Consider the following 24,515-nt stretch of genomic DNA (forward strand, 5'->3'; position numbering starts at 1 on the left):
AAGCCATGTCGACACGCGAAACACCCGGCCCCGTCGTTCAAGTCGGCGAAGCGCGCTTCGCCAACCACCTGCCGCTCACGCTGATCGCCGGGCCATGCCAGCTCGAAGGGCGTAATCACGCCCTGGAGATCGCCGCCGCGCTCAAGGAGATGGCGGCGGGCCTCGGGATCGGCCTCGTGTTCAAGACCTCGTTCGACAAGGCCAACCGGACCTCCGGCACCGCGGCAAGGGGCATCGGCCTCGAAGGCGCTTTGCCGGTCTTCGCCGAGATCCGCGAGAGCCTTGGGCTGCCGGTGCTCACCGACGTGCACGCCGCCGAGCACTGCGCCCCGGCCGCCGAGGCGGTGGACGTGCTCCAGATCCCGGCCTTCCTGTGCCGCCAGACCGACCTCCTCCTGGCGGCCGCCGCCACGGGCCGAGCGGTCAACATCAAGAAGGGCCAGTTCCTGGCGCCCTGGGACATGAAGCACGTCGCCGCCAAGGTGACGGAGGCCGGCAACCCGAACGTCATCGTCACCGAGCGGGGCGCCTCGTTCGGCTACAACACCCTGGTCTCGGACATGCGCAGCCTGCCGATCATGGCGCAGGTGACCCACGGCGCGCCAGTGGTGTTCGACGCGACCCATTCGGTGCAGCAGCCCGGCGGGCAGGGCGCCAGCTCCGGCGGCCAGCGGGAATTCGTCGCCGTGCTGGCCCGTGCCGCGGTGGCGGTCGGCGTCGCCGGGGTGTTCATCGAGACCCATCCCGATCCGGACCGGGCGCCCTCGGACGGCCCCAACATGGTCGCCCTGCGCGACATGCCGGCCCTACTCGAAGAGCTGATCGCCTTCGATCGCCTCGCCAAGAAGCGCCACGCCTGATTGGCGTCAGGCCGGCTGGAGCACGTGGATGCGCAGGGGCTGGACCAGGGCGTAGCGCCCGTCGGCCTCGCGCTCGGCCGCGGCGCGGAACGCCGCCTCCACCACCGGCCGCCGCGCCCTTATCGTCGCCTCGCGGGCCGGATCGACTGCGCTGACCCGCGCCAGGAAGGCGTCGAGTGCCGCGAAGGTCTCACGCCGCGCCACCGTCACGTCCTGCCGGCATAGAAAGGCGCCGCTCGCGAGCGCCGCCGCGATGGCGTCTTGAGCGGCGGCTCGCACTGCGGTCTCGTCCTCGATCGGCCGCAGGGCGTCGAAGAAGCTGCCCTCGGCCAGTGGCTCGACGACCACCAGGATGCCGTCCGGCACCAGGATCCGCGCGGCCTCGGCCAAGGCGGCGGCCGGGTCGGGCACGTGGTGCAGGGCGTTGAGCATCACGGCCCCGTCGAAGCTCCCATCGGGAAACGGCAGCGCCTCGGCCGAGGCGGCCTCGAACCGCGCGCCCGGCACCGCGAACCGGGCCTTCTCCAGCGCTGCCGCGCCCGGATCGACGCCGGTGACCGCCGCGCCGTCTTCTGCGAGCCGCTGCGCCAGGGTCCCGGCACCGCAGCCGATATCGAGGACGCGCTTGCCCGGAAGCGGTGCGAAGGTCTCGCGGATCAGCGTCAGGGCATCCATCGCAGGGCTCTCCGGACTGGCGCCAGTCATGGGCGCCGGCGGACCTAAGCACAGTCCCGCTTGGAACGGGATGCACGGATCGGCGTCATACCCGCTGAGACCGCCCGGCCGCCGAAGACTTGAACCGGCCGCCGCGTCACGAGCGCGAAGCCGGCCAAGACCCGCCGATCCCGGCGCTACGGTGCGGAAAATATTCGCAAGTCCAGCGACGGACAGTTTCGCAAACTCAGGACCGGTGAGGCGCAGTGTCAGCGCGCCGCGGAGATGAACCGCCGTTCACCAAATCATCATCATCCGAAATGGCCCGCGAAAACTTGGAACCCTCCGCCCAGCGGCCACGTTAATGGGCATGTTCGATCGAGGATCGAGAAGGTACATTATGCGCAAGATTGGTATCATCGCCACCGCCGCCGCCCTGGCTCTCGGCAGCGTCGCTGCCACGACCGGCGCCGAGGCCCGTCCGTACGGCTTCCATGGCGGTTACGGCCATGGCGGTGGCTACGGCTACCGGGGCGGACGTCGCGGCATCGGCACCGGTGCGGCCATCGGTCTCGGCATCGCCGGCTTGGCGGCTGGTGCGGTCGCCGCCGGTGCGGCCAACAACTACTACAACGGCGGCTACGGTGGGTACGGCGGCGGTTACGGCTACGCCCCGGCCTATGGCGCTCCGGCTTACGGGTACGGTGCTCCCGCCTACGGCTACTATGGCTCGCCCTACTAAGGGCAGCGATCCGGACGGATCGGAGGGCGACCGGCGCGAGCCGGTCGCCTTTTTCGTATGTGGCTCAGCGCCCGCGATAGGGTGCGACCCCGGTCTCAGGCAGCCAGATCGTCTTGGGCGGCTCGCCGGTCTGCCAGAACACGTCGATCGGAATGCCGCCGCGCGGATACCAATAGCCGCCGATGCGCAGGTAGCGCGGCTCGAGCAGGTCGCGCAGCCGCTTGCCGATCGCCACCGTGCAATCCTCGTGGAACGCCCCGTGGTTGCGGAAGGCGCCGAGGTAGAGCTTCAGCGACTTCGACTCCACCAGCCAATCGCCGGGCACGTAATCGATCACCAGGATCGCGAAATCCGGCTGGCCGGTGACCGGGCAGATCGAGGTGAACTCGGGCGCGGTGAAGCGCGCCACATAGTCGGTGTCGGCATGCGGGTTCGGCACCCGGTCGAGGCGGGCCTCAGTGGGCGAGGCGGGCAGCGGCGTGGCCTGGCCGAGTTGGAGCGTCTCAGATGTGGTCATGCCGCCCGTATAGATCCGGACAGTTTTGGATTCAAAAGGGCTGAGCCCTTTTGCGGGTCGAGGGTGGAGCCCCGGTTCATGGGGGCTCTGCCCCCATACCCCGGCCAAAGGGCTGAGCCCTTTGGGATCCGCGGACCCTGAGTGCCGGCACGTGGGGGTTGTCATGACGCGTGCACAGGCAGCGCCTACGCTGGTGCTTGCCGCCGAACGCGGCTTGACGGATAAGCCGCCGCGATGCGCCGCACCCCGGATCGGGGCTGCCGCCGCCGAACAGCGGCCCCGCGAGAGGACGTTCCATGACCGCGATCACCAATATCAGCGCCCGCGAGATCCTCGACAGCCGCGGCAACCCCACGGTCGAGGTCGATGTCCTGCTGGAGGACGGCTCCTTCGGCCGCGCCGCGGTCCCGTCGGGCGCCTCCACGGGCGCGCACGAGGCGGTCGAGCTGCGCGACGGCGACCAGAGCCGCTTCCTCGGCAAGGGCGTTCTGAAGGCGGTCGAGGCTGCGCAGACCGAGATCCTGGACGCGATCGGCGGCATGGAAGCCGAAGAGCAGGTCGCCGTCGACGAGGCGATGATCGAGCTCGATGGCACGCCGAACAAGGCGCGCCTCGGGGCCAACGCGATCCTCGGCGTCTCGCTGGCGGTCGCCAAGGCGGCGGCCGAGGCCTCCGGCCTGCCGCTCTACCGCTATGTCGGCGGCGTGCAGGGCCGGGTCCTTCCGGTGCCGATGATGAACATCATCAACGGCGGGGCGCACGCCGACAACCCGATCGACTTCCAGGAATTCATGATCCTGCCGGTGGGCGCGGAGTCGCTCGCCGACGCCGTACGCATGGGCTCCGAGGTGTTCCACACCCTCAAGGGCAAGCTGAAGAAGGCCGGCCACAACACCAATGTCGGCGACGAGGGCGGCTTCGCCCCGAACCTGCCGTCCGCCGAGGCCGCCCTCGACTTCGTGATGGACGCGATCACGGCGGCCGGCTTCAAGCCTGGCACCGAGATCGCCCTCGGACTCGACTGCGCCGCCACCGAGTTCTTCAAGGACGGCGCCTACGCCTACGAGGGCGAGGGCACGAACCGCTCGATCGAGGCCCAGGTCGATTACCTGGCGCAGCTGGTTGCCAACTACCCGATCCTGTCGATCGAGGACGGCATGTCCGAGGACGACTGGGCCGGCTGGAAGCTCCTGACCGAGAAGATCGGCGATCGCTGCCAGCTCGTGGGCGACGACCTGTTCGTGACCAATGTCGAGCGCCTGTCCCGCGGCATCGCGGAGGGCACGGCCAACTCGATCCTGATCAAGGTCAACCAGATCGGCACGCTCACCGAGACCCTGGCGGCGGTCGATATGGCCCAGCGCGCCGGCTACACCGCGGTGATGTCCCACCGCTCGGGCGAGACCGAGGACTCGACCATCGCGGATCTCGCGGTCGCCACCAATTGCGGGCAGATCAAGACCGGCTCGCTCGCCCGCTCCGACAGACTGGCCAAATACAACCAGCTGATCCGCATCGAGGAGGGCCTGGGCCCGCAGGCGCTCTACGCCGGCGCTTCGGCGATCAAGCATCTGGCGCGGGGCTGAATGCGCACACGTCTTCCCTCCCCAGCTTGTGGGAGGGAAGACGTGGGCCGTCTCTCAAATCGCCGCTGATCTCGAAACCATCGTCGAAACGGTCTCCATCAGGATCGCCGGCCTAAAACATCCCGCACCGTCATTGCGAGCGCAGCGAAGCAACCCAGGGAACCGCAACATTCTGAGATCGCGCGCTGCACTGGGTTGCTTCGCTGCGCTCGCAATGACGGTGACATCACTCCGCCGGCAGGGTCCAGACCTTCTGCGGCCGCGCCAGGCCCCGCAGCTCGATGATGCCCACGGCTTCCAGCGCCCGGCTGCACCGCTCCGCGAACGAATCCGAGATCAGCAGCGCGTGCCCGAGCGCCTCGCACTGGCTCTCGATCCGGCTGGCCTCGTTCACCGCGCGCCCGATCACCGTGAAATCGAGGCGTCGCTCGGTGCCGACATTGCCGTAGACCACCGTGCCGAAATGCACGACGCAATCGGCCGTCAGCTCCGGTAGCCCCGCTTCGCGCCGCCGCCCGTTGAGCGCGGCGTTGGCCGCGAGTCCGTCCGCGGCGGCGTCGAGGGCGCGGCTGCAGACGGGGCAGGGGAGGATGCCGGCATCCGGGACCGGGAAGATCGCCAGGAAGCCGTCGCCGAGGAATTTCAGGATCTCACCGCCGTGCCGGGCCACCGGGTCGCCCAGCGCGTCGAAATGCTCGTTGAGCCACGTGACCATGTCGTAGGGGTCGGCCCGGTCGGACAGGGCCGTGAAGCCGCGCAGGTCCGTCAGCAGGATCGCGGCCGGAACGGCCCGTCCCTGGCCGCGCTGGATCTGGCCGTCCAGCACCCGATCCGCGGTGGAGCGCCCGAGATAGGTCGCCGTGACCTCGCGCAGGGTATGCCCCAAGCCGAGCTTGGCCACCGCCAGAGCGAGCACCGGCAGCACCTCCGCTATTGCTCTCAGGTCGGCCTCCGAGAAGCCGGACCGCGCCCGCGTGCAGAACGAGATCGCGACGCCGCGGAGCGCCGTGCCGGGCGCGAAGCCGACGATGTGGACCGCGTATTCGGTGCCGCCCTCGGCGCGGAGGTCGTGCAGGACTGGATAGTCGGTCTCCGGGCCGGAGATGTCGAGGCGCCAGCGCCCGAAGGTCTGCTCCCGCTCCAGCATCGCGAAGATCGGGCTGCGCAGCCAATCCGCCTCCTGCTCGGCGCCATGCGGGTTGGGCACGAAGCTGAGGCCCTGGCCGAGATGCCAGTTCAGGCTGACGCCGCGCACCATCGGGTCGATGGCCGGCGTCATGACGCTGACCCGCCAGAGCGGGACGCCGGACGCGCACAGGCCCTCGCAGACCCGGGCGAGCAGCGTGTCGTAATCGTCGGTCGCGGTGGCGTGCTCGGCGATCCAGCGCGTCAGGTCCGTCATGTCCATCTGTGCGCGTGGGCTCCCGAGGTTCGGGCCGGATCATAGCCGAAGAGCACGATCCCACAGCCTCGAAAAGCTCCGTTAACCTTTCCGCGCGAGGCTCCCGCCATGGTCGTCCGCCGCCGCGTCAGAATGGTCGTCTTGCCCCTGGGTCTCTGGACCCTGTCGGCGCTTGTGGTCGGCTTCTTCGTCTGGCAGGCCGAGAGCGGCAATCGCGGACTCGAAGCCAAGAAGGTGCTGAAGATCCGCGCCTACGGCCTCACCCAGGAACTCGCCGCCGTCCGCGCGGAGCGCGCGACCTGGGAGCACCGGGTGGCGCTGCTCAAGAGCGACCAGATCGACCGCGATCTCCTGGAGGAACGGGCCCGGATCGTGCTCGGGCGGGTCCACGCCAACGACGTGGTCGTCATCACACCCTGACCGACACGCCGCGACTTTAGATCCCCTCTGACAAGAGCGGCGACCTGTCAGAGCGTCCACCCTCGCTTTCCCAACGGTGCTGTCCTACACCCCGTTCCAGTCGCGTGGAATCACGGGGAGAGCGCCGATGGACGCCGCCAAGGAGCCTGCGAAGGACGCTTCGTCCTCGCAATCGCAGGTCGCGAGCCCGGAGGCTGGAAGCTCGCAGGCTGTCGAGGCGCACAAGCCCGCGCCCAACATGCCGCAATTCACCCGCGAAGAAGACCTCCACGCCTATCACGAGATGCTGCTGATCCGGCGTTTCGAGGAGAAGGCCGGCCAGCTCTACGGCATGGGCCTGATCGGCGGCTTCTGCCACCTCTATATCGGCCAGGAAGCCGTGGTAATCGGCATGCAGATGGCCTCGATCGACGGCGATCAGGTCATCACCGGCTACCGCGATCACGGCCACATGCTGGCCTGCGGCATGGACCCGAAGGGCGTCATGGCCGAGCTGACGGGCCGCCGGGGCGGCTACAGCCGCGGCAAGGGTGGCTCCATGCACATGTTCAGCCGCGAGAAGCAGTTCTTCGGCGGCCACGGCATCGTCGGCGCGCAGGTGTCGCTGGGCACCGGCCTCGCCTTCGCTGACCATTACCGGGAGAACGGCAAGGTCAGCCTCACCTATATGGGCGACGGCGCGGCCAACCAGGGCCAGGTCTACGAGAGCTTCAACATGGCGGCCCTCTGGAAGCTGCCGGTGGTCTACGTGATCGAGAACAACCGCTACGCCATGGGCACCTCGGTGGCCCGGGCCTCGGCGCAGACCGACTTCTCCAAGCGTGGCCTCTCCTTCGGCATTCCCGGCGAGCAGGTCGACGGCATGGATGTGCGCACCGTGCGCGAGGCGGCGGCGCGGGCAGTCGAGCATGCCCGCTCGGGCCAGGGCCCCTACATCCTGGAGATGCAGACCTACCGCTACCGCGGCCACTCCATGTCCGATCCGGCCAAGTACCGGACCAAGGACGAGGTCTCGAAGATGCGCGACGAGCACGACCCGATCGAGATGGTGCGCAAGCGCCTGCTCGAGCTGCACGGGGTGCCGGAGGCGGAGATCAAGGCGACCGACGCCAAGGTCCGCGAGACCGTGAACGCGGCGGCCGAGTTCGCCACCAACGATCCCGAGCCGGATCCCGCCGAGCTCTGGACCGACATCCTGCTGGAAGCGCACGCCTAGCGCGTTCCCGAAACACTGGCCGCCCCTACCGAAAAGACGACCGCAGAGCTGAGCATGGCGACCGACATCCTGATGCCCGCCCTCTCGCCCACCATGGAGGAGGGCAAGCTCGCCAAGTGGCTGAAGAAAGAGGGCGATCCGATCAAGTCCGGCGACGTGCTGGCCGAGATCGAGACCGACAAGGCGACCATGGAGGTCGAGGCCATCGACGAGGGCGTGCTCGCCAAGATCCTGATCGAGGAGGGCACCGAGGGCGTCGCGGTCAACACGCCGATCGCGATCATCGCCGGCGAGGGCGAGGACGTGTCGGAGGCGGCCGCCAGCGGCGGCAAGCCGAAGCCCAACGGCGCCGGCGGCCACCCGGCCCCGACTCCGGACATGCAGGCCGAGGGGATGGCCGACAAGCCGGCCCCGGCGTCGAAGTCCGGCGAGGATGCGCAGAAGGCCCCGGCGGCGCCGGCCGTCATCACCAACAAGGCCGACGAGCCGGTGATGGAGGAATTCCCGGCCAACACACCGATGGTCACCACCACGGTGCGCGAGGCCCTGCGGGACGCCATGGCCGAGGAGATGCGCCGCGACGGCGACGTCTTCGTCATGGGTGAGGAGGTCGCCGAGTATCAGGGCGCCTACAAGATCACCCAGGGGCTGCTGCAGGAATTCGGCGCCCGGCGGGTGGTCGACACCCCGATCACTGAGCACGGCTTCGCCGGCATCGGCGTCGGCGCGGCGCTCTCCGGCCTGAAGCCGATCGTCGAGTTCATGACCTTCAACTTCGCCATGCAGGCGATCGACCACATCATCAACTCGGCGGCCAAGACCCTGTACATGTCCGGCGGCCAGCTCGGTTGCCCGATCGTGTTCCGCGGCCCCAACGGCGCCGCCGCCCGGGTCGGCGCCCAGCACAGCCACGATTACGCCGCCTGGTACTCGAACGTGCCGGGCCTTAAGGTGATCGCCCCCTACACGGCCTCTGACGCCAAGGGCCTGCTCAAGGCCGCGATCCGCGACCCGAACCCGATCATCTTCCTCGAGAACGAGATCCTGTACGGCCAGTCCTTCCCGGTGCCGCAGCTCGACGATTTCGTGCTGCCGATCGGCAAGGCGCGGGTCCACCGCACCGGCAAGGACGTGACCATCGTGTCCTTCGCGATCGGCATGACCTACGCGCTCAAGGCCGCGCAGATCCTGGCCGAGGAGGGCATCGAGGCCGAGGTCATCGACCTGCGCACGATCCGGCCGATGGATTCCGATACGGTGGTGCGCTCGGTCAAGAAGACCGGCCGCTGCATCACCGTGGAGGAGGGGTTCCCGCAATCCGGCATCGGCGCCGAGATCGTCGCCCGCCTGATGGTCGACGCCTTCGACTATCTCGACGCCCCGGTCCTGCGCATCACCGGCAAGGACGTGCCGATGCCCTACGCGGCCAACCTCGAAAAACTCGCCCTGCCGAACGTGGCCGAGGTCGTCGAGGCGGCCAAGAGCGTCTGCTACAAGTGACGGGCGTCGCGGGCGGACAGGCCGCCCCGTCCTCCCGCCCCGTCCGGGTTCGGAGACCAGCCGGCGCACCATGAGCCAGGATCCCACACAGGACTTCGTCGAACTCGCCATCCCGCCGGACGCCCGCGCGCAGGGCGGCATCGAGGTGCTGCGCGCGGCCGTGGTGGACGGGGCTGTGAGCGTGGCCCTGCGCCGGTCCTTCGACGATCCCGCGACCTGGGGGCGGCTGCTGATCGACCTCGGCCGACAGGCGGCCCGCGCCTACGCGCTGGAGACCGACATGTCGGAGGAGGAGGCGTTCGAGCGCATCCGCGCCGGCTGGGAGGCCGAGGGGCTCGACCCCGGCGGCTTCAACTAGCGATGGTGCCGACCATGGCTGTGGCCGCTCTCCGTTCGGCGACCTACGCGGATCTCATGGCGGTGCCGGAGCATCTCGTGGCCGAGATCATCGATGGGGTGCTGGAGACGCATCCGCGGCCATGCCCACAGCATGCGCTGGCGGCATCGGATCTCAACACTGTGCTGGGTCCACCTTTCCGCCAGGGACGCGGCGGTCCCGGCGGCTGGCTCTTTATGGTCGAGCCGGAGCTTCATCTCGGCCCCCATGTGGTCGTTCCGGACCTCGCCGGATGGCGCCGCCATCGGATGCCATCCATGCCGGAGGCCGCTTTTATTGAGACCCCGCCGGACTGGGTGTGCGAAATCCTCTCGCCGTCCACCATGAGCCTCGACCGCGGTCCCAAGCGCCGCATCTACGCCGAGGCCGGGATCGGCCACCTCTGGCTGCTCGATCCGGGCGAAGGTTTCCTGGAAGGCTTTGCCCTCGCCGACGGGCGCTGGGTGGTTTTGGCCACGATCCAGCGCAGCGAGACCGTGGCGCTCGCGCCGTTCGACGCTGTCCCGTTCCCCCTCGACGACTTGTTTCCCTTCGACGATCCGGCCGCCCCGGCCTTGCCCGAGACCTGATGCCATGCCGATCAACGTGCTCATGCCCGCCCTCTCGCCGACCATGGAGAAGGGCAACCTCGCCAAGTGGCTGAAGAAGGAGGGCGACGCCGTGAAATCCGGCGACGTGCTCGCCGAGATCGAGACCGACAAGGCGACCATGGAGGTCGAGGCCATCGACGAGGGCGTGCTCGCCAAGATCGTCGTGCCCGAGGGCACCGCCGACGTGCCGGTCAACGACCTGATCGCGGTGATCGCCGCGGAGGGCGAGGATCCGTCGAGCGTGCAGGCCGCGAGCGGCACCAACGGCAAGGCTGCGCCGGAGGCCAAGTCCGAGGCGAAATCCGCCGCCGCGCCGGCCCCGGCCGACCAGAACACCACGCCCGGCGGCGGCCACATGTCCTACGAGCGGGTGAACGAGGCGCCGGAGGGCGCTCAGCCCGGCGGCAGCCCGCAGCCCCAGGGGGCAGGCGGCCGGGTGTTCGCCTCGCCGCTCGCGCGCCGGATCGCCAAGCAGGAGGGCGTCGACCTCGCCGCCGTGGAGGGCAGCGGCCCGCACGGCCGGATCATCGCCCGGGACGTGCAGGCCGCCAAGGCCTCCGGCGGCACCAAGGCGCCGGCGCCGCAGGCCGCCGCCGAGGCGCCCAAGGCGGCCGCCCCGGCCCCGAAGGCCGCCTCCGCGGGCGGGGCGCCGGCCGGCCTCAGCCTCGATCAGGTCCGGGGCTTCTACGCCAAGGGCTCCTACGAGGAGGTGCCGCTGGACGGCATGCGCAAGACCATCGCCAAGCGCCTCACCGAGGCGATGCAGGTGGCCCCGCACTTCTACCTCACCGTGGATTGCGAGCTCGACGCGCTGATGAAGCTGCGCGAGACGCTCAACGCCTCCGCGGGCAAGGACAAGGACGGCAAGCCGGCCTTCAAGCTCTCGGTGAACGACTTCGTCATCAAGGCGATGGGCCTGGCGCTCACCCGCGTGCCCGCCGCCAACGCGGTCTGGGCCGAGGACCGGGTGCTGCGCTTCAAGCAGGCCGAGGTCGGCGTCGCGGTGGCGATCGACGGTGGGCTGTTCACCCCGGTGATCCGCCGGGCCGACGAGAAGACGCTGTCCACCATCTCGAAGGAGATGAAGGACTTCGCCGCCCGGGCGCGTGCGAAGAAGCTCAAGCCGGAAGAATACCAGGGCGGCGTCACCTCGGTGTCGAACCTCGGCATGTTCGGGATCAAGCACTTCACCGCGGTGATCAACCCACCGCAATCCAGCATCCTGGCGGTGGGCGCCGGCGAGAAGCGCGTCGTCGTAAAGGATGGCGCCCCCGCGGTGGTCCAGGTGATGACCGCCACCCTGTCCTGTGACCACCGCGTCCTCGACGGCGCGCTCGGCGCGGAGCTGATCGCGGCCTTCAAGGGGCTGATCGAGAACCCGATGGGCATGTTGGTCTAAGCCGGAGCACGCAATGTCCGACACCTACGACATCCTCATCATCGGCGCCGGGCCCGGCGGCTACGTCACGGCGATCCGGGCGGCGCAGCTCGGCTACAAGACCGCCGTGGTCGACCGGGAGCATCTGGGCGGCATCTGCCTGAACTGGGGCTGCATCCCCACCAAGGCGCTGCTGCGCTCGGCCGAGATTTTTCATTACTTCCAGCATGCCGGCGATTACGGCCTCACCGCAGAGAAGGTCGGGTTCGATACGGCCGCCATCGTGAAGCGCTCGCGGGGCGTCTCGGGCCGGCTCAACGGCGGCGTCGGCATGCTTCTGAAGAAGAACAAGGTCGACGTGATCTGGGGCGAGGCCGCGGTCGACAGCGTGGCCAAGGGCAACCAGCCCGGCCAGGTCACCGTCAAGGAGTCGAAGCGCGCCGAGCCGCCCAAGGGCGCCAAGGGCGCCGGGACCTACCAGGCCAAGCACATCATCGTCGCCACCGGCGCCCGGCCCCGGGCGATCCCCGGGATCGAGCCCGACAAGAAGCAGATCTGGACCTATTACGAAGCCATGGTGCCCGAGGCGATGCCCAAGAGCCTGCTCGTCATGGGCTCCGGCGCCATCGGCATCGAGTTCGCCTCGTTCTACAAGACCATGGGCGCCGAGGTGACCGTGGTGGAGCTGCTGCCGCAGATCCTGCCGGTGGAGGATGCCGAGATCGCGGGCCTCGCGCGCAAGCGCTTCGAGAAGCAGGGCATCAAGATCCTCACCGGCGCCAAGGTGACCAAGGTCGAGAAGGGCGCCGATTCCGTCACGGCGACCATCGAGGGCGGCGACGGCAAGACCCAACAGATCACGGCCGAAAAACTGATCTCGGCGGTGGGCGTGGTCGGCAACATCGAGAATATTGGCCTCGAAAAGCTCGGGGTTAAGATCGACCGCGGCATCGTCGTCACCGACGGGCTCGGCCGGACCAACGTGCCCGGCCTCTACGCCATCGGCGACGTCGCCGGCCCGCCGATGCTCGCCCACAAGGCCGAGCACGAGGGCGTCATCTGCGTCGAGACCATCAAGGGCCTGCACACCCACCCGATGGACAAGGCCAAGATCCCGGGCTGCACCTATTGCCAGCCGCAGATCGCCAGCGTCGGGCTCACCGAGGCCAAGGCCAAGGAGCTGGGCTTTGCCGTGAAGGTCGGCCGCTTCCCGTTCGCGGGCAACGGCAAGGCGATCGCGCTGGGCGAGCCGGACGGGCTGATCAAGACGGTGTTCGACGCCAAGACCGGCCAGCTGCTCGGCGCCCACATGATCGGCGCCGAAGTGACCGAGCTGATCCAGGGCTACGTGGTGGCGATGAACCTGGAGAGCACCGAGGAGGAGTTGATGCACACGGTGTTCCCGCACCCGACGCTCAGCGAGATGATGCACGAGAGCGTGCTCGACGCGTATGGCAAGGTGATCCACACCTGAGACCTGAAACGGGCTGAAAGCTCCTTCAAAACAAGCTGTTAGCCGCAACAGGGTAAGCAGCAGATTGCTCAACGGTCAAGGCTCGGAGGGGTGCGTAGCGTCCCTCCTGCGGCCCTTCAGTGTGCCCAGATTGTGCCAGCGGTGTGCTTCGGTGCTAGTCCGTGGCGTCCCGGATCGGGTTGTTTGCAGCCGGACATTCCGCGATTCTGGCCAGCTTATTGGTTGAGCGTCTTGGCCGTTGTTGAGCGCCGCTCCGCCGTTTGAAACCCAGATCGGAGGTATTCGGGAGGCAGCAGGATGCCGACGTTCCCCTTCATGAAGCGGCAACCCAAGCGCCACGTAGGATGAGTATCAAGCCTAGAAGAAGGGTCAGGCCGAAGCCATGACACATTGGCCTCAGATGGCTCGCTCTTAACCCTCCAGCTGCGAGAACAGCGCATCGCTGTCCCCGCTCGTCAGACGCGGAGAGAGTTGACGGAAGGACCACCGAGCATCGGGCGAAGCCCTATCGAACCGGAGCACCGCGTCTGAGCGGTTCGAGTCCCACTTGGTCGGAACGACGGGTGTGATCTGATCACCCTTCAAGGACGGGATTAGGTCTATAGCGGAGACTTTGTGCTTTCAGCGGACGATCCGAAGCACCTTCAACTATGTCGATTGCCACTTGGTACAGGTTTGCAGCATGCACTGAGAAATGTGGGAGATGAACACCACACCCGCTCTCAGGGGCGATAACCGATTGGGCTCTGATGAGGAGAGCACGAGCGATCCCTCGCTGACCAGACATCTGGGGGTGAAGTTCGACGTGCTCAGCGATGCCCTTCTGTTCAAACTTACGTGGGGATGCTATCCATCCGCACAAGAACAAAAAGCGAACATCTCTTGTGATGGGAGCGGGTGCTCGCTAAGGTTGTCGCAGGTCAATGCATATTCGATGGCACCCATGCGAGCAGACGAGCGACGGATTTACTATTATGATCTGATGATCGGCAAGCGCGAAAAATCCTCACATGTGCCAACTCTGAGAGAGTTGTTCGACTTATGGCAGGAACGGACACAAGCAAAAAATGCATTTCACGTGCTTCAGGACGAAAAAGTAATATATCAAATCAATGATGCGAGGCTCAACAATACGCAGGACAAGATCACGCTACTGATCTCAGTAATTGATAAACTCATGCCCGACGCCGCCTATGCAGACATGCAAACCCGTGTGACAACTGTCATGAAGAAAACAGCACAGCAAGGCGGGAACTTGTCTGCGCATCTTGTAATAAACATCGACCCTTACAAGACTAACACGCATTTATGCTTGCTAGAAGGCGTAAGAAGGCTCAATGCAACAAGCATATATCGGTTGCTCAACAGACTGATCCGGGATGCGCATCAAACAGATAACATGCGCTTTTCATACCCTGATCCGGGCGGCGCCAAGACGCGCGACGGCGCACCCAAGCGCCACTCCTATTTACCTCTGGTCCGTTTGAACGGACATCCCTCGCCAACACTAATCCGCGACCTCGAAAACGGACACATTCGCAACATCAAACTTACCAAAACTAAAGAAGCCACTGCATTCTCGGACAGTGAGTTTCTGACTGAAGAAAGTTATGAATTGACCTTGGGCATAAAGCCAGAGGTCGATCGCAAGGGCCTCTTTGCCAAGATATTGGGCGCCGTAACCAAACACAAAGACGATTACAAGACCGGACGAATTGCTTTCACCGATCAAAACAGAAATAATCACAATTTGGAATTCGATGTCGAAACGGGCGAGCCTGCATCGGAGGATTTTATCAAGTACACGACCTTGAGGAAGATTAACCCGCCATTGGCTGATGCCTCCCCCACCATAGTCGGGCATATGGAAGCAGAAATGCTGGCCCTGCTGGCCGTCGGCCCCGGAGCGTGAGCGGTGATCTGGTATCAAATAAAGCGACCATTTGCATTCCTTCGGATCAGGAACACTGAGTTGATGGTGTTGCGCACCACCATTCCTGCGGTTGTTACCGCGTTTGCTTGCATTATATATTGGGCGTCACCGTACAAACCAGAAATTATAGGCGACAAGCATTATGTCGATTACGTTCTACAAATTGTTGGCAGCCTGCCCGGGTTCTACATTGCGGCTTTGGCCGCGGCCGCCACATTCAGCAACAGAAGCCTAGATGAGGAAATGGGCGGCAAAAATGTTCCTATGCTCGACATTCAAAGAGGCGGGGAGACGTTCAACGTAGCACTCACACTCCGCGTATTCATGTGTCATCTTTTCGCCTATCTATGCGCGTTATCTTTCCTCACTTGTGTTATCGGCGTTTCCATTATGGAGTTTGCGCCAATACTAAAGCAAATCGAGGCCGAAAACGCTCATCATTCGGTCGCCGCGCCGGTTGCGTTTACGTTTAAGTATGCAGTCGTCGGCTGGTTTACTTTTTGCCTGGTGCGCATCGTCACGATAACGCTCCACGGCCTGTTCTTTCTGATAGAGCGGATGCATCAGGAGAACCGCTAAAACCTTCCCCAAACGATTAAGTCGCGTCCTCTAGCAGGTACGACTCTCGTTAACTCACGTCGCTCCTTTTCAGGAGAAGGATGGCTCGGTCCGGATGAGCGGGTTTACTGCTTGTGAACGTCATAGCCGCGACGGATAGTGGCCTTGTTCCGACAGCCGCACCACGTAGATTTGCTGAGAGGGAACCAACAGCGGTTCACATGATGCGTCGACAAACGTTTTCCGGAGCAGTCCTGGTGTGGATCATAAGCCCTGCATAGCTTGGGCGGCAGGCAATCCGGCTTCCGTACCAGCCAAGTACGACGGCCGATGGAATATCGATGTGACCACCATATCTTTGAAAGTTGGACCGTCTCACAGATGGATCTTGCCGGAAGCACCTTCGTCGCTCAACGCGCCCCATGGCGCTTCGTGACCGTAAGCATTGACGCCATGCGCTTCCTCAGGCCGATCGAGGTTGGTGACGAGGAAAGCGTCTACTGCATTCTTCAGGAGGAAGGCGACACGTCCATAGCGGTGAAGATCGAGACCTGGGTTCGGGACCGGTCCGGCACAAACCCGGAGAAGGTAACCGAGGGCGTGTTCACCTACTTATTTTTGAGTGAAAAGGAAAAAGCTTATAATATTGATGTCGGCCGATAACGGAAAGTCGAAGAGGCGGCTGTCGTTAACAAGGGTGTACTCTCAAACAAATACGCAATTAACAGTGATCGAAAAAGACCGAGATTTTTTGAATTGCCCCAAGGGAGATCGATGACCTGTATTCGAACATGGGTCTGATCACAATCCGCTTATATAGTAATAGAGTGTGATTTTGCAGATATACACATCAACAAGATTTGATATGCTTGCTGTTGTAGCCGCATTTATGTTAGTGCTAAAAATAGCTAAACGGTTGACGGGGCAATATATGAGTAAAGACGTTGTCGTATTCGCCGTTCCAGGCACCTGGGCAGATTTCTTTGCCAAGCCGTCCATGTTGGGCATTGCGAAGCAAAAATTTGCATCGTTAATATTTGGGCCGATAGAGCAGACACCACAAGTCTCTTGGTTTGAAGAAGGCTCAAGATTCAACATAGAACTTTCGTTTCTTTTAAGCCAAAACTCAATTTGCATTAAGCAAATACCAATCAAGTGGGCACAGCACAATACTTTCACAAGCAGGCGGCAAGCGTCGGAGGAGATCATCAGTAGAGTGGTGACGCACGTAGACAACCAAAGGAATTCTACAGAATCATATCTGACGCCTGTATTCATTATTGCACACAGCCACGGGGGAAATGCTGCAGTTCTAGCTGCAAAAAAACTTCGAGATAAAGGAATAGCTACGCAAGTCATAACGCTTGCAACTCCTTTTATATCCGTTGCTCGACCGGAGAGCAGCTTCATCTATCAGTCGTTTTCGCTGAATAAAACTGCTAGAATAATATATTATTTTATCGCTATCTACCTCATTGGCATATGTACTGCCTTATATTTTATGCCGGACTTCGCCGGCGTTAGACTGTTTTTTGATAAAAGACCACTCCTTATCGGTGACGCCGATGGCGCTGGGCTTATAATCGTGACTCTTCTGGTTGCGGTCTTGCTCGAGATTACAATATTGCACCCTGCAATAAAGAGATTTTTCCTCCAAAAAAGAGATGCAACTGACCAAAATATAGAGCCTTTTTTGGAAGAGTGTTCGTACGCGCGTCTCGACGTAAATCCATTCGTAATCCGTATGGCGGATGATGAAATGAGTCTTCTTATTTCTGCTAGTAGCTTTTTTTCAAGACCCTTTAATAGTTTGCTGCGCAAAACGTCCGGGATTAGCCGCCCTAAAAAAATCGCTATTCAAACTATTCTAGTCGCAGTTTTCGAAGCTTTCCCTATCGCCCTCGCAATTAACATACTTAAAGGCTCAATCGATGCGAAATCCGCACTTCCCTTAGCTTGCTTCCTTATTATGATAATCCCACCGCTTATTTTTTCTGGAATAAAATTCTATAGAGGATTGATTGGACTTTTGAATTTTCTTTTGAGAGCCGCCGCGGGATTTGAATTCATTTACAATCGCCAACAGTTTGAAATTAGCACGCAAACCGTCCCTGACGGAAGTAATATCAGGGTGAAAAGCCTTAAGGTAAGCCGACACAGGACAGGATTTCGTCACTCCATATATGAGCACCCAGATTGCGCGCCAACTATTGCCTGTTATATGCAAGAAAATTGCCTTAAATACTGGGCGCCTCAAGCCAACAAGCGATCACAACACTAGATCGGCCACTTGAGTGGGAGGGCTGAGATGCAAAACAAAATTATTAAGAGTGGGATAGAATCTCAATAATCGCTGCAGGCTCTCGTCACGGCCAAGGGTGCACCGCCTATCATCGATGCAGACTTCTTTGGCGCGGGGGTGAGTGCGCTTCGGTGAGCGGTGGCGTTCCAGGAGGATACTGAGACAAGCGCGTAAAGGAGCAACGCGAGTCGAACGTAGCTTATCGAGGATAGCGCGTCGCACGAGTATGTGCCGGATAGGCAGGTCAAAAGCGATGACCACCCGAACGGGAGCATGGCCCGAGGACGATAAAATGCGAATCTGAAAGCATGAGGGCAGCACCGAAGGAGATGTTCAACAGACTAGCCGTTGACACCAGCGCGCCCGTTTGGCCCAACTATCGGAGCATTTTATCGTCGAGCTACGAGCAGAATGGCACAACTATCCTCACTTGGGACTGCGTTGAGGGCGACGCGGCTTCCAATCATGACGCAAGTTCAACTTGCTGAAGCGGCCGGAATTAGTGTTGCGACCGTTCGCAACCTTGAACGGGGTCGAGGCACACTCTCGAGCTGGTCGACGGCGTTGGGGGCACTTGGGCACGAACTGAGGGGTCGCAGCCTAGTCGCTGGCCCCATAGGTGCTGCTTTGGTCAACTTACGAGAGCGCCGTGGACTGAGCCGGCGGGCGCTCGCGCGCATGCTTGGAGTATCCCGCACCACGTTGTCCGCGCTGGAAGCCGGCGGACCCGGTCGTTTGGAGACCCTGGAAACCTACGCGGCTACAATCGGCGCCGGCCTTTACCTGACGCCAATCGGCGCGACGGCTGGGTTTTATACCACGGTCGGCAATAGCTCAGCCCATCACGGTTGGGAGACCCCGCCGGAGCTGGTAGCCGCCTTGGAAAGCGTGTTCGGCCGGTTTGACCTGGACCCATGTGCGGCTACGGCGGACGCTAGTCGGGCGCGGGTGAAAGCTCGGGTTCGGCTGACTGTCCACGACAACGGCCTGACCCTTCCCTGGCGGGGGCGGATCTTCGTAAATCCACCTTACGGGAAGCAACTGGGCACCTGGGTGGCGAAGTGTGCCGGCGAGGCGTCCGGCGGTGCGATGGTGGTCGGCCTGGTGCCGGCCCGTACCGATACCCGCTGGTGGCACCTCTACATAGCTGGTGCAGCGGACGTATTTATGCTGCGGGGACGGTTGAGGTTCGGCGACGGCGCGATGCCGGCGCCATTTCCGTCGGCGGTCGTGGTGTGGGGTGCGAGCGCAAAGCAGGCAGCGCAGGTCGGCGCTGCTCTACCGGTGGCGTGGCATGTGCCTGCCCCTATCAAGGCACCTCCGCGCGGCAGGGCTCGTGAGGCATAGTTACATCTTCGCATTGGCGGTGACGTCGTGGGCCGCCCACCCAGGGCGTCATCAAGGCGGTGGCGCTAAAATAGACCTTTCGCGGCCATGGCGCCAAAATCGGGCGGAGCTGAGGAAGTGTCTTTGGCTGGAAAGCAGAGCGACTGGAACGTCTATCACTGCAGCTGAAAGTGGCGATGCCTGAAACGATGATACCTCAAAAGATTCTAGGTCGAGTGGCGACTTGGAAAGTCCTATGATGTCTCCCGAAACAGTCTTAGGTAGCGAATCCAAAAGGCAGGCCGGAGAAGCGCTTCGGAATTTGTTCAGCTATCGACCTGCTTAGCGGTTACTTCCACAATCTGATCGTTGGCATCGAGCACCTCGAAGGCCACCTCGATCGAACGGAGCTGATAGGCCAAAACCTCGGCTGTCCCAGCCTCCCACGCTCCCTGCAGATCAGCGAATGAGCCGTCCAACTTTCTGGACGGCAGCGGCTCAGTTTGGTTGAGGAAGAGGATTCGGACGCTGTAGCTCATCTACCAGTCATGGCACGGTCATCTGCCAGGACCAAGCCACTGACAGGGCGATGTGATTTTATCCCGACTCACATCAGCCTGGGCAAATGCACAGGGTCCATAGGGACCTTGCGGATCACTTGGATGTCGGAACCACTCCGGACGGCTGGAGGTTTCTGCCCGTATTCCCGATCCATACCATTTACGAAACGAGGGCTCATGAGTGTGCCGATTAAGCCGCTTTTGGCCCTTGGGATCGCCTTCGCTGCTGGGGTTGGAGTGACTGCCGCCTATGTCAGCGCCAGGCCTGAAAGGGCTATGGTCCACGAAGGAAAGTCCAGCGGGATTTCGGATGGAGTTGCAGCATCAAACGCTGCGAAGGTGGCTTCTGCAACAGGTTCGAATGAGCGTCTAGCAGCGACGGCACCTGATACCCGATCTGCGACGAACGGGTGGGTTGATCCGGTCAAAGAGCGTTCAGTGGCTACGCCTACTCGTCAGCCTTTACCCCCCCTCGTGTTCAACTTGGACAATAAGCAGGTACACGGGCCTGACCGAGCTTCTAAAGAGCCGGAGCAAAAGAGCCTGAGACAGGTCGATCAATCCATTGTTGCCCAAGCCATCCCGCCCCGACGGCCGGGTGTGTCGGAGCTTCTAGCTAAGTCTGAAAACCGTCCCACTGACGCCGGATCTAGTACTACTGATCGAACTCTTCTGTCGCAACGAGTAGCTGAAGCAACGTCACGTCGAACGCAAACGCTTCCCTCTGCAATTAAACCAAACCGTAAGCCCTCCACTGACAGAGTCGCTTCCCTAGCGGAAAAGCAAGGTGGCCCATTCCCTTCTACGACCAAACAATCTCAGCATGTAGATGTGATGCGTGATGCATACCCCGATGCATCGAAGCACTACTATCCATCCAGTCGAAATGGATATGTGGATTTCCATCAAAGAGTTCCGCAAGTCGATCGCAGGGATTACAGGCAGGCATCTACCTCTGAGACATCCTCAGGGGTCATGCGCTGGCTGAACCAGTGATAAATTTTTTCGATTTTAACAGGCTCTAGTCGAATGATTGGCACGAAACATCTGGCGGCAGTTGGCTTGATTGCCGTCGCCTTTGTTTCTCCTGCAAAAGCAATTGCTCCGCAGGAGATGAAGGACCGCACAGCATTCATCGCTGATCGCTACCTGCAGATTTGGTCATCTAGCAATGTGAGTCCGGTTGCAGGTGTGCCTTACATGTATGGGCGAACAGTCCAGTTTTACGGCAAGCCATACTCCCAAGCAGATCTACAAGCGGAGAAGCGACGAGCTATCTTACAGTGGCCAATCCGGCGTTACGTTCATCGACCAGGCACTATGCGCATAGATTGCAACTATGCATCACAAAAGTGTGCAGCTCGATCGACGATCGATTTCTCTGTTTCCAATCCGAGCCGGGGCACTCGAAAGACTGGATCAGCAAAATTTGATTTGGGAGTTAGCTTTGCTGGACCTCATCCCGTAATCCTTTATGAGGGCGGCAGCTCAAACAGAAATCGAGATCTCTAACGAGCCTGTGCAACCACTATCTAGGAACAAGACAGTCTCAGTCAAATCCAGACGTTAAACCTGGTCAGATTCCTGTCGAAGACCTATAGCCGCTTCGGTGATGGATGGGGTTCCGCAGGGATCGTGAGGGTTGGCAGGGCTGCAGATGAACCGCCGCCCCGCCTTAAAGATCTAACGGCCTGATGCAGCACCACTCGTCGGTGATCCTGAACCCGAGCCATCCTGCTTGAAGCCTGCAGCGTTTGGCGGCCCTTTCATTCGGCCATCTTGGTTCGGCGTCGAGTCCGGTGTTTGAGCACCAGCTGTTCCCGTAGTTTCCGCCTTGCCAAAGCCTGCGGCGTTGGGTGATCCCTGCATCCGAGGGGTGGTACCCGAGCCACTAGTGGCACCCTGGTTCTCAGCGGCCAAGCTGGCAGTTCCCATCGACAGCAAGCTTATTGCTGCGATCACAGCGGTCTTCCGCATGGCAGATTTCCTCAGGCGTTCCTCGGTCACTTCTCGTGAGTGACCTCCTTACCAACGCCTGTGATGTAGCTCTGCTCCTCACGAGAAGGGCTCATGGGGCAGATAGGAGCTGCGGCAGATCAGTGAGGTCGCTCAGGACAGCATGTGGCTGCCAGCGAGGATCGAGGGTCTCACCGACACGGTCTATCCACACGGATCGGATGCCACGCTCATGGCAGACCTTCATGTCTGTGACTTGGCCCATCCCTACGTGAACGGTCTCGTCCTTGTTAACCCCCATCGCATCGTAGGCGTGTTGGAAGAGACGGTGATCCGGCTTGTAGGCCCGAGCCTGCTGAGCCGTGATTACGAAATTGATTGGGACACCAATAGCCTGGACTGTCTCAGCGATCAGATCATCGTCCGTGTTGCTGATGATGGCAAGCTTGTAGCGTTCACGTAGGCGTTCAAGAGCGGCCGGCACCTCAGTATGTGGCTCGATCCGTCGGAGGATGGATAGCAGCGTCCGGTGGTCATCCTCGGTGCATTGAAAGCCAGCTTCGGCGAGTACCTCATCGAGGCTCAAGCGGAGGATGGCCTTGTAGTCCTGAAACGGGGGGCGGTCCTGGTGCGATACTGCTGCGCTACGCAATCCATCTGACAAGGCGGCTGACCACTTTTCTAGATCATCCCCAGACGCGTGTTTGGAGAGAATCGCTTCAGCCGCCTCTCTCACAGCTCGATGCCATTGGACCAGAGTGCCGTAACAATCGAAAGTGATCACCTTCGGGGAAGGATCAAGCTTGAGCATGAGCCTCAGATACCTTCATTCGAACGCCTTGCACTACGTAGCCATGCGATTGGGTCAACGCATATGCCGTCAGACAACCCAAGCGTCGATCGGTAAGTCAGTTCAAGGCGTATCCCAGCAGCCCTTCGGTCGTTTGGCCTTCACATCCAGAGTCGGTCGAGACGAAGTGGTCATGCCCGCCTGCGTTGCAGCGGTAGATCGGGTGAGTGCCCGTCTGTTGATTGTCATAGACGTAGCCGGTCTGGCCTAGAGGGGTCTGGCCCTCGCAACTCGGATCATGGCTGAGGAAGTGATCGGAGCCTACCACGCAGCTCATGAGCTTGGAGGTCCCGGGTTTCGTTAGAAGGAACAGAGAGCCGATGTTCGTTTCGAAGGCATAGCCGGGATCGGTGTAGCCCGTAGTCACCCAATGACCATTCGGTCCGAGGGTCCGCTTGAGTGGGGCACGCTCTGACGTATTTGTCTCGGTAGCAGTAGCGATCTGCCAGGTGCCTGGATATGGATCACCGCCCGAGAAGAAGACGGTCACGTTTGGCAGGAATGACGTGAGGTTGCCGTAGGGGTCACGCTGGAAGCCTGGGCTGTGGTTCAGATAGAAACCCGTGACGTCGGAGTTCAGGTAGCCGACTGGCGTCCACTTCGCTGGCGTCCCATTTAGGAGGGCTTTCAGCGGCATCTTGAAGAGGCCAAGCTGGTAAGTCTCCCTGTCCGGATTGCGAGCTGGGTCCTTGCAGGTCACCTTCTGACAGTTCCGGCCTGGTAGACCGGTAATGACGTAGACATCACCTTTGGCTGAATCGTAGGCAAAATCCGAATTCGGGTTGACGGTAGTCCCGTCAGTTGCCTCGTTCGGTATCCGTATCGGGGGATCGAAATTCACACCGTCCGCAGTGCGGCGAACGTAAAGATCGCCAAAGCCAGCAATGCCCTGGGGACCGCCTAGATCCGTTGTGAAGACGAGCAGATTGGATCGACCATCAGTGTTGATCGTTGCCGGCTGCCCATTGCCGTAATTTCCTTGGGCAACCGCGGGATTGAGCGGTGAGATGACCGGGCTAGGATAGTCTGCCCAGTTGATTTTGTCGTTTGAGAAAGCTAACCCGGTCTGATTGTTGTTCCCCGGCGCATTATCGACGCCAGAATAATACATGGCGTAGATGTAACGCTGACCGTCTGCTGGGTTGGTAAAGCTGCCTTTGATCACGCTTGGATCGCAGACGTGCACCCGGTTCCAGGAACCAGGTGTGGGTTGAAAGACAACTTGAGCAGGTGAGAAACCCGTCTGAGAGCTGAAGGACCGGTGGAATATGACGTCTGTTTTGCCTTGACCACACCACCAAAAATCGGTCGTTCCGTTCTCGGTAATCACGCTTGGGGCGTAGTTGTAGCCCTTAGGATTGGCCTCGTTGGCTAAGAGAGACGTTGCCCCTGGTCCGGTCCATTCGGCGTGTGCAGGGTTCAGGAAGCTGGGAACAGCGAGTAGGACTGTAACGGACAAGGCAGTAGCCAACATCCGTCTCACATGACCTCCAAAAGGCTCTAGTTAGCTGCGTCAAACAGGTGAAGGCTCTAAGCCAGCCCATTTAAAACGAACCGAGCTACCGGATCGTCACCGCCCCTTTGATCGCTTCGTAATCGCTTCGCTTAAGGACACGTCGGGCAAGAAGATCGTCCACTGACGTGTAGGGCCTGAACTCGATGATCCTTTTTCCGATCATTCCAGCACCAAGGGCGTTCAGTTGCTCCACGGAAGCCGAGTTGAGATCGACGCTGCCAGCTGGGGCAGCAGACTGATCCACGGGACTGGTTGTTGTCGTGGCGGCGTTTAAGCCGGAAGGCGATGTAATCTCAGGCGATTTGGCGGGTGATCGGATATCCGCCGTTGCAGAGGGACTTACCGTTTCCGTTGAAGGTGATGGCACAGCAGGGGTTGCGACAAAGGAAACCGACCCTGACGATTCTCCGCTTAACGACGGTGGGGAAATGCGCTGAGACAGTCCCGGGACGGCTCCAGGGGAGACGTTGCGAATCGTCTTGCCTTCCGGGTTTGTCGTTGGCTGCTGAGAAAGCGGGACAACGGTAGCAGCCTGCTTGTCCCGCCCTGATTGAAGACGGGGACCATATCCAACCCATAAGCTGGTCAGCACCAATGCGATTACCGCCAGAGCGGCACTGATGGAAAGTGTCGATTTGCCCACTGACGAACCCGGTCTGTCTCTGGAGGTATGATCACCGCCTGCCGTGGTTCTATCATGGCAGCTCGGGGTAGCCGACCGCCGAGCGGGCCTTCGTCATTTATCAGCCAAATGAGTATTCCGAAGGAAGACGCCATA

At 61.7% G+C, this 24,515-nt stretch carries 22 protein-coding genes; 15 read left to right on the forward strand and 7 right to left on the reverse strand.

Annotated elements, in window-relative coordinates; translation table 11 throughout:
* The first annotated feature begins 5 nt into the window (after positions 1-5).
* A complete protein-coding gene (gene kdsA / locus MKL20_RS07945; RefSeq protein ID WP_244036223.1) occupies positions 6-860 on the forward strand; it encodes a 3-deoxy-8-phosphooctulonate synthase in 855 nt (284 codons plus the stop codon).
* A 6-nt stretch (positions 861-866) separates the two neighbouring features.
* On the opposite strand, the gene MKL20_RS07950 is transcribed toward kdsA, so the two are convergent.
* Positions 867-1,535: a class I SAM-dependent methyltransferase gene (locus tag MKL20_RS07950; protein WP_244036224.1), complete on the reverse strand. Its 669-nt coding sequence runs from the start codon at positions 1,533-1,535 to the stop codon at positions 867-869.
* 379 nt (positions 1,536-1,914) lie between these two features.
* Between MKL20_RS07950 and MKL20_RS07955 the strand changes: the two genes are divergently transcribed.
* A complete protein-coding gene (locus MKL20_RS07955; protein WP_243968941.1) occupies positions 1,915-2,256 on the forward strand; it encodes a hypothetical protein in 342 nt (113 codons plus the stop codon).
* 64 nt (positions 2,257-2,320) lie between these two features.
* On the opposite strand, the gene queF is transcribed toward MKL20_RS07955, so the two are convergent.
* Complete coding sequence (queF, locus tag MKL20_RS07960; RefSeq protein ID WP_243968943.1) at positions 2,321-2,773, reverse strand: preQ(1) synthase; 453 nt, start codon at positions 2,771-2,773, stop codon at positions 2,321-2,323.
* A 296-nt stretch (positions 2,774-3,069) separates the two neighbouring features.
* Between queF and eno the strand changes: the two genes are divergently transcribed.
* Positions 3,070-4,359 (forward strand): phosphopyruvate hydratase, encoded by a 1,290-nt coding sequence (gene eno / locus MKL20_RS07965; protein WP_243968945.1) that lies wholly within the window; start codon positions 3,070-3,072, stop codon positions 4,357-4,359.
* Positions 4,360-4,585: 226 nt separating this feature from the next.
* Here the strand turns inward: eno and MKL20_RS07970 are convergent, their stop codons facing one another.
* Positions 4,586-5,767 (reverse strand): adenylate/guanylate cyclase domain-containing protein, encoded by a 1,182-nt coding sequence (locus tag MKL20_RS07970; protein ID WP_244036225.1) that lies wholly within the window; start codon positions 5,765-5,767, stop codon positions 4,586-4,588.
* A 102-nt stretch (positions 5,768-5,869) separates the two neighbouring features.
* Between MKL20_RS07970 and MKL20_RS07975 the strand changes: the two genes are divergently transcribed.
* From MKL20_RS07975 to MKL20_RS33250, 12 genes are all read left to right on the forward strand, one after another.
* Positions 5,870-6,181, forward strand: a complete 312-nt coding sequence (locus MKL20_RS07975) for an FtsB family cell division protein (RefSeq protein ID WP_243968950.1) — start codon at positions 5,870-5,872, stop codon at positions 6,179-6,181.
* A 127-nt stretch (positions 6,182-6,308) separates the two neighbouring features.
* Entirely contained in the window at positions 6,309-7,397 is a 1,089-nt protein-coding gene (pdhA, locus tag MKL20_RS07980; RefSeq protein ID WP_409568133.1) for a pyruvate dehydrogenase (acetyl-transferring) E1 component subunit alpha, read from the forward strand.
* 54 nt (positions 7,398-7,451) lie between these two features.
* Complete coding sequence (locus tag MKL20_RS07985; RefSeq protein ID WP_244036226.1) at positions 7,452-8,897, forward strand: pyruvate dehydrogenase complex E1 component subunit beta; 1,446 nt, start codon at positions 7,452-7,454, stop codon at positions 8,895-8,897.
* A 70-nt stretch (positions 8,898-8,967) separates the two neighbouring features.
* Positions 8,968-9,255 carry a DUF5076 domain-containing protein gene (locus tag MKL20_RS07990; RefSeq protein WP_058191992.1) on the forward strand — a complete coding sequence of 96 codons (288 nt, stop codon included), beginning with the start codon at positions 8,968-8,970 and terminating at the stop codon, positions 9,253-9,255.
* A gap of 77 nt (positions 9,256-9,332) precedes the next feature.
* Positions 9,333-9,863: a Uma2 family endonuclease gene (locus MKL20_RS07995; RefSeq protein WP_244036227.1), complete on the forward strand. Its 531-nt coding sequence runs from the start codon at positions 9,333-9,335 to the stop codon at positions 9,861-9,863.
* Positions 9,864-9,867: 4 nt separating this feature from the next.
* The gene (locus MKL20_RS08000) at positions 9,868-11,283 is read left to right on the forward strand and encodes a pyruvate dehydrogenase complex dihydrolipoamide acetyltransferase (protein ID WP_244036228.1); all 1,416 of its coding nucleotides are present in this window, start codon (positions 9,868-9,870) and stop codon (positions 11,281-11,283) included.
* A 13-nt stretch (positions 11,284-11,296) separates the two neighbouring features.
* Positions 11,297-12,736, forward strand: a complete 1,440-nt coding sequence (gene lpdA, locus MKL20_RS08005) for a dihydrolipoyl dehydrogenase (protein ID WP_244036229.1) — start codon at positions 11,297-11,299, stop codon at positions 12,734-12,736.
* 703 nt (positions 12,737-13,439) lie between these two features.
* Positions 13,440-14,648: a hypothetical protein gene (locus MKL20_RS08010; RefSeq protein WP_244036230.1), complete on the forward strand. Its 1,209-nt coding sequence runs from the start codon at positions 13,440-13,442 to the stop codon at positions 14,646-14,648.
* 63 nt (positions 14,649-14,711) lie between these two features.
* A complete protein-coding gene (locus MKL20_RS08015) occupies positions 14,712-15,248 on the forward strand; it encodes a hypothetical protein (protein WP_244036231.1) in 537 nt (178 codons plus the stop codon).
* A 309-nt stretch (positions 15,249-15,557) separates the two neighbouring features.
* Positions 15,558-15,890 carry an acyl-CoA thioesterase gene (locus MKL20_RS08020; protein WP_279594609.1) on the forward strand — a complete coding sequence of 111 codons (333 nt, stop codon included), beginning with the start codon at positions 15,558-15,560 and terminating at the stop codon, positions 15,888-15,890.
* Positions 15,891-16,092: 202 nt separating this feature from the next.
* On the forward strand, positions 16,093-17,508 hold the full coding sequence (locus tag MKL20_RS08025; protein ID WP_244036233.1) for a hypothetical protein: 1,416 nt from the start codon (positions 16,093-16,095) through the stop codon (positions 17,506-17,508).
* Between the two features lie 486 nt (positions 17,509-17,994).
* Complete coding sequence (locus MKL20_RS33250; protein ID WP_409568134.1) at positions 17,995-18,876, forward strand: DNA N-6-adenine-methyltransferase; 882 nt, start codon at positions 17,995-17,997, stop codon at positions 18,874-18,876.
* A 305-nt stretch (positions 18,877-19,181) separates the two neighbouring features.
* On the opposite strand, the gene MKL20_RS08030 is transcribed toward MKL20_RS33250, so the two are convergent.
* The 4 genes from MKL20_RS08030 to MKL20_RS32935 all read right to left on the reverse strand — a co-directional run bounded on the left by MKL20_RS08030 (position 19,182) and on the right by MKL20_RS32935 (position 24,380).
* Entirely contained in the window at positions 19,182-19,394 is a 213-nt protein-coding gene (locus tag MKL20_RS08030) for a hypothetical protein (protein ID WP_244036234.1), read from the reverse strand.
* A gap of 2,089 nt (positions 19,395-21,483) precedes the next feature.
* Positions 21,484-22,182, reverse strand: a complete 699-nt coding sequence (locus tag MKL20_RS08035) for a haloacid dehalogenase type II (protein ID WP_244036235.1) — start codon at positions 22,180-22,182, stop codon at positions 21,484-21,486.
* 97 nt (positions 22,183-22,279) lie between these two features.
* The gene (locus tag MKL20_RS08040) at positions 22,280-23,386 is read right to left on the reverse strand and encodes a hypothetical protein (protein WP_244036236.1); all 1,107 of its coding nucleotides are present in this window, start codon (positions 23,384-23,386) and stop codon (positions 22,280-22,282) included.
* 394 nt (positions 23,387-23,780) lie between these two features.
* On the reverse strand, positions 23,781-24,380 hold the full coding sequence (locus MKL20_RS32935; RefSeq protein WP_313902710.1) for a ComEA family DNA-binding protein: 600 nt from the start codon (positions 24,378-24,380) through the stop codon (positions 23,781-23,783).
* Positions 24,381-24,515: the final 135 nt, after the last annotated feature.

It is taken from the genome of Methylobacterium sp. E-066 (assembly GCF_022829635.1).
Taxonomy (GTDB): domain Bacteria; phylum Pseudomonadota; class Alphaproteobacteria; order Rhizobiales; family Beijerinckiaceae; genus Methylobacterium.